This is a genomic window from Gillisella terrae, from assembly GCF_004801395.1.
GTDB lineage: Bacteria > Pseudomonadota > Alphaproteobacteria > Rhizobiales > Rhizobiaceae > Allorhizobium > Allorhizobium terrae.
The window spans coordinates 254,431-266,306 of record NZ_SSOA01000001.1; the positions used below are offsets into that span (position 1 = coordinate 254,431).

Annotated in this window: 12 protein-coding genes; 6 read left to right on the plus strand and 6 right to left on the minus strand. The window is 56.4% G+C overall.

Annotated features, from left to right (window positions below; all coding sequences use genetic code 11):
- Positions 1-31: 31 nt before the first annotated feature.
- From E6C51_RS01195 to E6C51_RS01205, 3 genes are all read right to left on the minus strand, one after another.
- Entirely contained in the window at positions 32-616 is a 585-nt protein-coding gene (locus E6C51_RS01195; protein WP_190234757.1) for an ATP-dependent Clp protease proteolytic subunit, read from the minus strand.
- A gap of 364 nt (positions 617-980) precedes the next feature.
- A complete protein-coding gene (locus tag E6C51_RS01200; RefSeq protein ID WP_230987012.1) occupies positions 981-1,934 on the minus strand; it encodes a flagellin N-terminal helical domain-containing protein in 954 nt (317 codons plus the stop codon).
- A gap of 216 nt (positions 1,935-2,150) precedes the next feature.
- The gene (locus E6C51_RS01205) at positions 2,151-2,411 is read right to left on the minus strand and encodes a hypothetical protein (RefSeq protein WP_146933237.1); all 261 of its coding nucleotides are present in this window, start codon (positions 2,409-2,411) and stop codon (positions 2,151-2,153) included.
- A gap of 164 nt (positions 2,412-2,575) precedes the next feature.
- On the opposite strand from E6C51_RS01205, the gene hemF reads away from it, so the two are divergent.
- The 3 genes from hemF (at position 2,576) to E6C51_RS01220 (ending at position 4,324) form a co-directional block, all read left to right on the plus strand.
- Positions 2,576-3,490, plus strand: coding sequence for an oxygen-dependent coproporphyrinogen oxidase (gene hemF / locus E6C51_RS01210; RefSeq protein ID WP_190234758.1), 915 nt, complete (start codon positions 2,576-2,578; stop codon positions 3,488-3,490).
- 195 nt (positions 3,491-3,685) lie between these two features.
- Positions 3,686-3,958, plus strand: coding sequence for a hypothetical protein (locus tag E6C51_RS01215; protein ID WP_190234759.1), 273 nt, complete (start codon positions 3,686-3,688; stop codon positions 3,956-3,958).
- 174 nt (positions 3,959-4,132) lie between these two features.
- Positions 4,133-4,324 (plus strand): DUF1059 domain-containing protein, encoded by a 192-nt coding sequence (locus tag E6C51_RS01220; protein ID WP_190234760.1) that lies wholly within the window; start codon positions 4,133-4,135, stop codon positions 4,322-4,324.
- Between the two features lie 60 nt (positions 4,325-4,384).
- On the opposite strand, the gene E6C51_RS01225 is transcribed toward E6C51_RS01220, so the two are convergent.
- Genes E6C51_RS01225 through E6C51_RS01235 form a run of 3 tightly spaced genes read right to left on the minus strand, consistent with a single transcriptional unit; the run spans position 4,385 to position 6,902 of the window.
- Positions 4,385-5,647, minus strand: coding sequence for a CCA tRNA nucleotidyltransferase (locus E6C51_RS01225; protein WP_190234761.1), 1,263 nt, complete (start codon positions 5,645-5,647; stop codon positions 4,385-4,387).
- Positions 5,644-6,288, minus strand: a complete 645-nt coding sequence (locus E6C51_RS01230; protein ID WP_190234762.1) for a CoA pyrophosphatase — start codon at positions 6,286-6,288, stop codon at positions 5,644-5,646. Before E6C51_RS01230 ends, E6C51_RS01225 begins: the two co-directional genes overlap by 4 nt.
- Positions 6,285-6,902, minus strand: a complete 618-nt coding sequence (locus E6C51_RS01235) for a DUF1285 domain-containing protein (protein ID WP_190234763.1) — start codon at positions 6,900-6,902, stop codon at positions 6,285-6,287. The genes E6C51_RS01230 and E6C51_RS01235 overlap by 4 nt, the downstream gene beginning before the upstream one ends.
- A 156-nt stretch (positions 6,903-7,058) precedes the next feature.
- Between E6C51_RS01235 and E6C51_RS01240 the strand changes: the two genes are divergently transcribed.
- From E6C51_RS01240 to E6C51_RS01250, 3 genes are read left to right on the plus strand one after another with little or no spacing between them, the layout of a single operon-like run.
- Positions 7,059-8,072: an AAA family ATPase gene (locus E6C51_RS01240; RefSeq protein WP_190234764.1), complete on the plus strand. Its 1,014-nt coding sequence runs from the start codon at positions 7,059-7,061 to the stop codon at positions 8,070-8,072.
- Between the two features lie 16 nt (positions 8,073-8,088).
- Positions 8,089-9,045: a DUF58 domain-containing protein gene (locus tag E6C51_RS01245; RefSeq protein ID WP_190234765.1), complete on the plus strand. Its 957-nt coding sequence runs from the start codon at positions 8,089-8,091 to the stop codon at positions 9,043-9,045.
- The gene (locus tag E6C51_RS01250) at positions 9,045-11,858 is read left to right on the plus strand and encodes a DUF4159 domain-containing protein (RefSeq protein ID WP_190234766.1); all 2,814 of its coding nucleotides are present in this window, start codon (positions 9,045-9,047) and stop codon (positions 11,856-11,858) included. The genes E6C51_RS01245 and E6C51_RS01250 overlap by 1 nt, the downstream gene beginning before the upstream one ends.
- Positions 11,859-11,876: the final 18 nt, after the last annotated feature.

Here is an 11,876-nt window from a genome sequence, read left to right on the forward strand (position 1 = left end):
TATGTTCTCAGCCTCAGCCTCAGCCTCAGCCTCAGCCGATGTCAGACTGGCTTTCAACAATGCGAGACACCAGACCATAATCCTTGGCTTCTTCAGCCGAGAGCCAATAATCGCGGTCAATGTCCTTGCCGATCTTTTCTTCCGACTGGCCGGTGGCCTTGGAGAAGATCTTGATCAGGCGCTTGTTCATCTTGATGATTTCATTGGCCTGGATTTCGATATCGGAAGCCATGCCGCGTGTGCCGCCCGAGGGTTGGTGCAGCAAAAAGCGGGTGTTGGGCAGGCAAAGGCGCTGCTCTTTTGGCACGGAGACGTAAATCAATGCGCCAGCAGACGCTACCCAGCCGGTACCGATGATCCACACCTTCGGCTTGATGAACTTGATCATGTCATGAATCGAATCGCCCGATTCAACGTGACCGCCGGGGGAATTCACGTAAACGCGAATGTCCTCGTCGCTGGCAGCCGCCAAGGCCACCAATTGGGTGCAGACCTTTTGCGCCAGTTCCATGGTGATGCCACCATAGATGAAGATCGAACGCGACTTGAAAAGATTCGCTTCCGTTTCCTTGCCGAGAGGCAGTTCCTTGCTCTTGTCGTCGTCTTCTTCGTTCATTCGGCAATTCCTCATTTGCGTTTTTCTTAACCGCGCATTGTGCGCCGTGACCAATATATGGTGCAGAAGGCTCCGCTATACCACCTATGTCTTTTGCATAATTTTTTCCTTAACCGGTTTCTATGCCGATCATGGAAAAGCATTATGCATTTATGCTTCTCAAGGCTTAAAACAATGTGTGAAAAAGACAAGCACATTACCGGATTCTTTAAACCGGAATCGGCTTACTGCATAATTCCTTAAATCGGAGTGGCTTTAAGGAATTATGCAGTAAGCCGTGCAGCGTTCGCCTTTTCACAGCAAAACGGACGCCGCATCTGTCGCAACGTCCGTGTGATTTTCACCTGCAATTTCAGCAATATGCCTACATGAACAGCTGGGTTACGCTGCGTTGCTGGCTGTTGGCAATGTTCAGGCCAATGGTTTGCAACTGACTTTGAACCTTTTGCGAAGACAGCTTGGTGGCTTCTTCTTCCATATTGGCATCCGTCAGACGACCAATGCTGATGGTGTTGACGTCCTGAAGGTCTTTCAGGAAATCGGTGTTGGCGGAAATGGTTTTCTGGGTGGCCCCAATCTCTGCCCCGGCATTGGCCAGGCCATAAAGCATGGTGTTGGTCGCCGAAATCATTCCGTCAATGTCAGCGTTGGGCGTGCTGTTGGAAATGGTAATTTCCTGAGCCGTTGGCGAGGCTGGCGTCTGCGAATTGGCATTGAGAAGATAATAATCGCTTGTCGAGCCATCCGGCGCAATCGTGGTATAGGCGCGGGTCAAAATGCCGTCATTGGCATCATTGGCGCTGGTCAGCACACTTTTGGCCGTGTCGAAATTGGTGACGTTGACGGCCAGATTGCCATTGCTGTCGGTGCCAACCGAAGACACCATGGAGGTCACCTTCGGGCTTTCCGAGGCACCAAGCTTGAGCCAGTTCTGGCCGTTGAAGCTCGACGATTCGGCAACCGTCGACAATTGTGATTTGAGCTGGGTGATTTCGGTGTTGATGGCGTCCTTATTGGCACCCACAGCCTTGGCGAGAATCAGCTTGGATTGAATATCGGAGACAATGCTGGTGGCCTGCTCCACACCCAGAGCCGCCGTATCGGCCACGGCGGCCGACAGGCCGGTGGCATCCTCTGCGCTTGACAGCGAGAGGTTGGACGATTTCATCGTGGTGGCAATAGACCAGTATGCGGCGTTATCGGCTGCTTTATCAACACTTTTGCCAGTGGCAACCCGTACCTGTGTGCTTTCATAGGCTCTGGATGTGCCGGTGAGCAATGACAGAGCCGAACTCGATGTTGCGTTTACAGAAGCCATGCTAATCTCCACCCACGGTACGATACACAATACAGACCCGCCGCCGGACCCGGAAATTCCTGATGATGATTGCAGAGGCAGCCGCCAAAAGCAATCATGTGAGTTATCTATAATGTACGAACTATTACAACCTGCTTGATACAATAATTAACAGTTTAACGATCCGGGCGAAAATACCCATATTTCTGCCGAGGCCCATGAATCGGCGGAGGCCTCTCAATCCGCAGAAGAAAGACGGCGCATGGTAAATTCAATGCGGTCATCCTCAAGGCGTCTCCAGCTTTCAATCTCGGTCCAATAGGCGGCACGGGGAAAGGCATCAAACCACTCGCGTGCTTTTATGCGGGCATCTTCCCGATTCAGGCAAAAGGTTTCGCGGATAAAGGCAGGGTTATGCGCGCCTTTTTGCCCCTGGCGATAGCGATCAATCTGACGTTTCAACCCGTCGAGCGGAGGACGAGGAATTTTTGCAGCCATGACGGTATATCCTGTTCCGACCTCATCATAAAACAACTGCGGGTATTTTTCCAGCACTCTAAATTGAGAGATTCTAAATCAGTTTTGATGTTCTGGCGCATCAAAGTCAGACCTGCTATCTGCTGCGATCAAAATTCGCCGAGATGACGACAGGGAGAATGCATATGGAACGTCCTGTTTTGCCAAAGGGCCTGCCCGCCGATATCGAGCATAAAAAGGCAACGGCACGGGCGTGGTTTGAAAATCTGCGGGATCAGATTTGTGCGTCTTTTGAAGCGTTGGAAGACGAATTATCCGGCCCGCTCAGTGACCGTGAGCCCGGCCGTTTTGTGCCCAAGGACTGGCTGCGCGAAGAGGGCAAGGGCGGCGGTGGCCGCATGTCGATGATGCATGGCCGGGTGTTTGAAAAGGTTGGCGTGCACACATCCACCGTCTACGGCGAGTTTTCGCCCGAATTCCGCAAGCAAATGCCCGGTGCCGAAGAAGACCCCAGCTTTTGGGCCTCCGGCATTTCGCTGATTGCCCATCCGTGCAATCCCAATGTGCCAGCTGTGCATATGAACACCCGCATGGTGGTGACCACCAGCCAATGGTTTGGCGGCGGTGCTGATTTGACGCCAGTGCTGGATCGCCGCCGCACCCAGGACGATGCGGATACGGTTGCCTTTCATGCCGCCATGCAGGCCGCCTGTGATGCTCACCCGGATGTTGCGGATTATCCGCGCTATAAAACATGGTGCGATGAGTATTTCTTTTTGCCCCACCGCAATGAGGCGCGCGGCATCGGCGGCATTTTCTTTGACTGGCTGCATGCTGGCGAAAAGCTGGACCGCTGGGATGCGAATTTCGCCTTTGAGCAGGAGGTCGGTCGTCAGTTTCGTGATGTCTATCCGCAGCTGGTGCGGCGCAATTTCAACACGCCATGGACAGAGGCGGACCGCGAGGAGCAATTGGTGCGCCGGGGCCGCTATGTCGAGTTTAACCTGCTTTATGACCGCGGAACGATTTTTGGCTTGAAGACGGGCGGCAATGTCGAATCAATTTTGTCATCCATGCCGCCGCTGGTGCGTTGGCCTTGATGGCTCATTTGCGCCATTTTACGACATCTGTGGGGTAGTACCCCTCGAATTGAGGGGGATATGGATTGATGCGGCATCATTGTGTGCTGTTTTAGTTAAGGAGAAGCTGTTTTATTGGCACTCACAAAAGATTTAACATTGGTTTAATTCTCTTCTGTGTTACACTTAAGACACAGATCAAGGAGGAGGATTGCAATGGTTGCCATGAACAGCATGCCCATCCCCACACAGCCCAATAGCGGCGAGAGATCGCTTGATACTGTTGAGTTGATCGATCGTATGGCGCATGATTTGAAAGCGTCCAGCGATGCAGATCTGCCCCACTGCTACTTTGTGGAGCAGGCAAAGCTTCGTTTGGCGGGTGTTCACACCCGTGAGCGCGCAGCGAATGATACGGTCAAGACGGTGAGCAAAAACATCGTCAACGGACCAAGCTCGGTGTTTTATGCTTGGGCCATGCCTGAGTAACTTTGCCTGCGTAACTTGGGCCATGCCTTAGTAAAAAGCCGAATAAAGACCTGCTTAAAAGCAGACCAAACCATAAAGAACCTTCTGCGCCGGAATGATCTCTGGTGCAGCATTGAACCGCAACTTCGAGAGGTGAAGTGCGCGGTATCACGCATGACATGGAGGAGTTTTATCATGAAACAGTTTGAGTGTGGCTCACTTGTGCCAGGTTGCGAATGGCATACCCGTTCCAATGAGTCCGCAGAGGTCGTTCACCGTGCGGTCGAGCATATGCGTCTGGCGCATGGAGAAACATTTATTCGCGAAAACCTTGTCTACAATATCAAATTGCGGGTTGTTGATACCGCTGACGCAAAAGCGGCTTGATGGCGATTGTGCCTGAGGACGAATACGCCGTCAGGCACAGGTCTTGGTTCAAGGCTGTGATCAAGAGTGTGATGCCAGTCTTTCTGTCAGCCGCGAAAGCAGCGTGTCGCGGCTGAGGGTGAAATTGGCCTGCACCCACATGGCCTCCATTTGACTGAGCAGGTCTCCAACCTCTGGCCCGGCGGCTATTCCCTTGGCTATGACATCTGCGCCATTGAGGGGAAAAACCGGCTTTTCGAAATTCTCCGCTCTTTGCAACAGGCGCGAAAAACGCCCGCTCTGTGCCATGGCCTCGGTGTCACCTTCGGCCTTGCTGCGGGCATTGGCAAGCGACAGGCGAAGCTGGGCGATGATACCAGCTTTGCCGTGGGTGTAGAGCAGGCGGTCCAGTGCGAGCTCGCTCGTGCTATCGGCAATTTTGGGAGCACTGACGAAGTCCTGCAAGAACTGCGCTTCGACTTTGGAGAGTTTCAGGCGGGCGCTTAAAGCCTTCATGCGCTCCGCATCATTGGGCACCATGGCTGCCAATCTTAACAGAGGTTCAGGCTCCCATCCCAGTGCATTTTGCGTGGCGATCAGGCCGGGCATGGCGTCAATGCCCCATTTTTCGGTTTCCGGCAGGATGGCGGTGAGCACACCTGCCTGACGCATCCACAAAAGCGCGCGGCTCGGATCCTTGGCCGACAGCAATTTCTTGATTTCGCTCCACACCCGCTCCACTGAGAGCTGGCTGAGGTTATCGCGCGCGCCTGCACAGGCGCGAAGGCCAGCGGCATCAGGCCGTCCCCGGCCGTACCAGGCAAAGAAGCGAAAAAAGCGCAGAACCCGCAGATAATCCTCGGCAATGCGCAGGTTTGCATCACCAATAAAGCGAATGGTCGCCGTTTCAATGTCGGCCTTTCCCCCCACCAGATCAATGATTGTGCCGATCTGATCGGCATAAAGCGCATTGATGGTAAAATCGCGCCGTTCGGCATCTGCCTGCCAATCGGTGCCAAAGGCAACCTCGGCATGGCGGCCATTGGTGGCAACATCGCGCCGCAGGGTGGTAACTTCAAAGGGTTTGCCATCGACAACCAAAGTCACGGTGCCGTGGTCAATGCCGGTTGGCACGGCTTTGATTTTGGCATTCTCTGCCCGTGCCATGACCTCAGCGGGCAAAAGCGTGGTGGCCAGATCAATATCACCAACCGGTTCGTCTAAGAGGCTGTTGCGCACCGCTCCACCAACCACACGGGTTTCTGCGCCATCCGCATTGAGAAGATCAAGAACGCGGGTAAGCGATGGGTCTCGAAACCATGGCTGATCGGCAACAGAGATCATGAGTAAAGCCTTTCATACAGCGTGCGTAAAATGCCTGCGGTAATGCCCCATATATGGTGTTCGCCATAGGGCATTTCATAAAAATGCCGATAAACGCCATCGCGAAACAGTTTGCTGCCGCGTTGGTGATTGGCAGGGTCCATCAAAAAGGCCAGCGGCACATCAAACACCTCGGCCACTTCATCGGGGTTTGGCGTGAGTGTGAAGCCGGGCTGCACCACAGCCAGAACGGGCGTGATGCGAAAGCCGGTGGCGGCCAAATAATGGGGCAGGCGGCCAACGGTTTCCACAAACTGCGGCTCTAGGCCGATTTCCTCATGGGCTTCGCGCAGGGCTGCGGCTTCCGGGCTTTCATCTTCGTCATCAATGCCGCCGCCGGGAAAGGCGATCTGGCCGGAATGCTTGCGCAATTTATCGGTGCGCTGGGTGAGGATAATCCGCGGCGCATTGCCATCATTGACCACCGGCACCAGAACTGCGGCATCTTTCAGCCGCATGGTTTCCAGAAATGGCAGAAGGTCTGTGTTCAGCGCATGGTCACCGTGATTGCGCCATGCTTCCGCCAAGGGCGCGCCGCTCTGGCGCTGGGCGCGCGCTCTGAAATCTTCGGCGGTAAATTCCATCTCAACAAGGTTATTCATGGGGCTGTGTTCTCAAGCAATGCGGCTTCCATGACCGGAAAGGTAGCGCCCCCGGAGCGGATGGCAAACATCTCTCGCCCGTCAATCTCCATGACCTCACCTTGCGCCAGAAGATCATAGGTCACAGCGCGAGATACCAGCGCTTGCAGCCTCCCGCGCACATTGAGATAGGGTTTGAGCTGGTCATTGTCATTGGTAAAACTCAGCGGATGGTCTGGACCGGCTGCAATCACATCGCCAACATTGGTGCGAAAGGTCAGCAAGGGGTCGCCCTTATCTTCGCTGACTGTCATCTCGACAGCCAGAAAATGGGCGTCCTGCACCCGGATACCAACTTTTTCCACAGGTGTGACGAGATAGGTTTTGCCATCATCGTCTTTGCGCAGAACGGTGGAAAACAGCCGCACCAGGGGGGCGCGGCCAATGGGGGTGCCCATGTAAAACCACGTGCCATCGGCTTTGATTTCCATGTCAATATCGCCGCAAAACGGCGGATTCCAGCGATCAACAGGGGGAAGTCCCGCCTTGCCGCCCGTGGTTTGCTCGCTTGCCCGCGCTATCATGGCGGCCAGATCGGCGCTGAGTTCGGCTTTATTCTCTTTATCGCCTGCCATGTTTATGTCCCGGTTTTCAACGTAATAGCTGTATGACACGAGATAGTGGTTTGAAACGCGCTTGTCAGCCGCCATACGGGTAATAAGTTATAGAAAGATTGTGTTGCAAAGCGGCGTGATCGATTCGATTTGTTTTGTGAGCCAACGGAGAACGCCATGGGCATGATCACCACCACGGACACCGCGCTCGATGAAAAGGCGATGATTGCCAGCGCCGAACGAGCCTTGAGCGAGATTGCCGATGTGCGCCGCGAGGTCTCCAAGGTGATTTTCGGACAAGAGCAGGTGGTGGAAAGCACGCTTCTGGCCATTCTCTCCGGTGGCCACGCGCTGCTGGTGGGTGTGCCGGGCCTTGCCAAGACCAAGCTGGTTACCACGCTTGGTACGGCGCTGGGGCTGGATGCGAGCCGCATTCAGTTTACGCCCGATCTGATGCCCTCGGATATTCTTGGCTCTGAAGTGATGGATCAGGACGAGCACGGTCGTCGCTCATTTCGCTTTGTCAAAGGCCCGGTGTTTGCGCAATTGCTGATGGCCGATGAAATCAACCGCGCCAGCCCGCGCACCCAATCGGCGCTTTTGCAGTCGATGCAGGAATATCACATCACCATTGCAGGCCAGCGCTATGACCTGCCAGCACCTTTCCACGTGCTGGCCACGCAAAACCCGCTGGAGCAGGAAGGCACCTATCCGCTGCCAGAAGCCCAGCTTGACCGCTTTTTGCTGCAAGTGGATGTCGGCTACCCTGAGCTTGCTGCCGAGCGGCAGATTTTGCTCGACACCACGGGCATCAGTCATGCCCACGCCAATGCGGTGCTGGATGCCGAGCGCCTGCGTGCTATTCAACACCTGATCCGGCAAATGCCGGTGTCGGAAGTGGTGGTGGATGCGATTTTGTCGCTGGTGCGATCGGCCCGTCCGGGGCAGGGCAATGCCGAGACCGACAAGCATGTGGCATGGGGGCCGGGTCCACGCGCAGGGCAGGCTCTGATGCTGTGCGCCCGCGCCCGTGCGCTCTATGAAGGGCGTTTGGCACCCTCGATTGATGATGTCCATGCGCTGGCAGAACCCGTTTTGCAGCACCGTATGGCGCTGACCTTTGCGGCGCGCGCCGAAGGCATGGCGGTGCGCGACGTGATTGCCGCCCTCATCAAGCAGAACAAGGCGTAAAGGAGAGCGTGGCAGCGTGGCAGCAATAGGACAGATCGTCGAGAAAACCCCGACCGGGGACGGTCTGGCCCGTGCACGTCAGCGCGCAAGCCTGATCCCCGATTGCATGGTGGAAGCCAAGCGCATCGCCAACACCGTGATTGCCGGGTGGCATGGCCGCCGCAAACGCGGCATTGGCGAAAACTTCTGGCAGTTTCGCCCCTATGCGGAGGGCGAAAGCATGGCGGCCATTGATTGGCGGCGCTCGGCCCGCGATGATCAACTCTACATCCGCGACCGCGAGTGGGAGGCCGCCCACACCGTATGGCTCTGGGCCGATTTTTCACCATCGATGATGTTTAAATCCAGGCTTGGCACAGTCTCCAAGGAAAGCCGCGCTCTGGTGCTGATGCTGGCGCTGGCCGAGATTTTGGCGCGCTCCGGTGAGCGCATTGGCTGCCCCGGCATTCTGGAGCCGATTGCGGCGCGCAATGCCGCCGAGCGGCTGGCAACCGCCTTGATGCATGCCGAGAACAATGCCGCGTTTTTATCGGGAATACCGCAGACGGGCATGATCCGAGGGGCCAGTGATATTGTGCTGATTGGTGATTTTCTCGATGATGCGAACCGGATTTTGGATAGCATTACGCCCTTGTCGCGTCGCGGCTTGCGCGGCCATATGATTGAAATTGCCGATCCGGCGGAAGAGCTGTTTCCCTACGCGGGTCGCACCGAATTTACCGATCCTGAAACCGGCGAAAAGCTGGTGTCAGGTCGCGCCGAAGCAATTGGTGATGCCTATCGACAGGCCTATCTGGCCCGTCGAGAAGCTTTGGGGCAGGGGATGCGGCGTCTTGGATGGAGTTTTACCCATCATCTGACGGATCGTCTGGCCTCTGAAGCCTTGGCGGCGGTGCATATGCATCTGTCGGGTGCCCCACAAAATACCCGTCAAAACACGCAGAAAAACGCGCATAGAGGGGGAGGGCTGTGATGTTTTCCTCCTTTGCATTTGCCAGCCCCGCTTTGCTGGGCGCGCTCGTTGTGCTTCCTGCCATCTGGTGGCTGTTAAAACTCACACCGCCGCGCCCGCAGGCAGAAGTGTTTCCGCCGCTGAAAATTCTGGCAACGGTCTTGAAGCGCGAGGAAACGCCAGCCCGCAGCCCGTGGTGGCTGACACTGCTTCGCATGCTGATGGCAACATTGGTGATTTTTGCGCTGGCCGAGCCGGTGCTGAACCCAAGGGTTGGCACGATTGCCGGTGGCGGGCCGCTGGTGCTGGTGATGGACAATGGCTGGGCAAGCGCAACCGATTGGGACCGCCGCGTGGAAACTGCCAGCGGCTTGATTGATGAGGCCGAAAGTGAGGGTGTAGCCATCTCCACCGTGTTTACCGCCGAGCCAAGCCAAGATGCCGTGCCGACTGATCCGGCCACAGCACGCGAGCATTTGCGCGCCGCCAAGCCGCGCCCGCTGGTGCCAGACCGCGAGCGCGCCGTGACGGCTTTACAAGCGGCGTTGAATGGCACCCATCCGGGCACTTTGGCCTTTATAACCGATGGGCTGGCTGCAAAGGATGATGAAAAGATCGGTGCACAGCTATCTGCCCTTCAGCCTGCCGAGATGCGGGTGATTGCTGATGATGGCAAATCGGCGCTGGCGGTTACCTCTGCCACCAACGGAGTTGAGCGCCTGAATGCCAAGGTGACACGGCTTGCAAGCGCCAATCCGCAACAGGTGATTGTCGATGCGCAAGACCAGCAAGGTCGCGCCATTGCCACTGGCACGGCAACATTTGCGGCTGGCCAAAGCGTGGCAACCGCCGAGATCACCGCGCCCTATGAGCTGCGCAATGATTTTGCCCGTCTGAGCATTTCGGGGCTCTCTACTGCGGGTTCCGTGCATTTGCTCGATGATGGCTTTCGCCGTCGCAAGGTGGCTTTGCTGTCGGGCGATTCCAATGATGAGTTTCAGCCGCTTTTGTCGCCGCTCTATTATATTGAACGGGCCTTGCAGCCTTATGCCGATCTGATCAAGGCGCAAGACAAAGACCTGCCCACAGCGGTTACCCAAGTGTTGCAGCAAAACCCGTCGGTGGTGGTGATGGCCGATATTGGCCGCATGCCGCCAGAGGTGCAGCAGGCCTTGCAGCGCTGGCTGCAAAAAGGCGGCACCTTGATCCGTTTTGCCGGTCCGCGTCTTGCCGCAGCCCCTGCCGATGATCCACTGGTGCCGGTGATGCTTCGCCAAGGCGAGCGGCAATTGGGTGGTGCACTGTCTTGGGCAGAGCCGCAAGCCTTGGCACCCTTTCCGGCCAATGGCCCGTTTGCCGGTCTTGCCCCGCCCAAGGGTGTGTTGGTGAAACGACAGGTTTTGGCCGAACCGACCCCGGATCTGGCGGAGCGCACATGGGCAAGCCTTGCCGATGGCACGCCGCTGGTGACCACCAGAGAGCTCGGCGCTGGCCGTATCGTGCTGTTTCATGTCAGCGCCGAGGCCAGCTGGTCCAACCTGCCAATTTCTGGCGAATTTGTGGAAATGTTGCGCCGGATTGTGCAGCTTTCTCATGCTGGTGTGGGCGTGAGTGGCACAACAGGGGCCGCAGCGGCCAGCCTGCCACCCTATCGGCTGCTGACCGAGCGAGGGGCGCTAACATCTGAGGCAGGCAATGCCAAACCGCTGGAGCTTGGCGCAAACCGCCCGAAAGCCGCCAATTTTGACAATCCGCCCGGTCTTTATGGCTCGGAAGATGGGTTTACGGCGCTCAACCTTTTGCCCAATGGCGCAGAGCTGAAGCCGGTGGATCTCAGCGGGGTGAGCGTACCTGTGGTGCGTGAAGCATTGGTTGGGGCAACGGCCAAACCGCTGAAGCCGATTTTGCTGGGTATTGCCTTGGTGCTGTTTATTCTCGATAGCCTCGTTGTGCTGTTTATGGGTGGGGCTTTTGCCAAACTGCCAAAGCGCAAAGCGGCGGCCGTTCTGGCTATGGTTTCTCTGGGTAGCGCTTTATCTTTCGCACCGATGGATCGGGTTTATGCCGATGACAGCAAGCCCGGCGATGAGATTTTGTTGCAGCATTTGGACAATACCCATCTGGCCTATGTCAAAACCGGCGAAAGCGATGTGGACGAGTTGTCAGAGCGCGGCTTGAGCGGTTTGAGCGAATATATGACCTATCGCACCACGTTGGAGCCGGGCGCGCCGGTGGGCCTCGATATCGCCAAGGATGAATTGTCGATTTACCCGATCATCTTCTGGCCGATTTCGGCCACAGCCCCCATGCCCAGTGCAGAGGCCATCAGCCGCATTGATGCCTATATGCGCTCTGGCGGTACCGTGCTGTTTGATACCCGCGACCAGATCAACAATCTCGGCATTGATGGCGCGCCCAGCCCCAATGCCGAGCGGCTGCGGGCCATTTTGGCCAATATTGACATTCCGCCGCTGGAGCCGGTGCCAAAAGACCATGTTTTGACCCGGTCTTTCTATCTGCTGCATGATTTTCCCGGTCGCTACAGCGGCAGCCCGCTGTGGGTGGAAGCGCGGCAGGAGGCAAAATCAAAGGGCAAAGAGCTGACCTCTGGCGGTGATGGCGTGTCGCCCATCATGATCACCGGCAATGATTTTCTGGGGGCCTGGGCCATTGATGCCAATGGTGTGCCGCTGTTGCCAACCGTGCCCGCCGATGAGCGCCAGCGCGAAATCTCCTACCGGGTTGGGGTCAATATTATGATGTATATGCTGACCGGCAATTACAAAGCCGATCAGGTGCATGTGCCTGCTCTGTTGGAAAGATTAGGCCAATGAGACAGGCCGCAACACAGA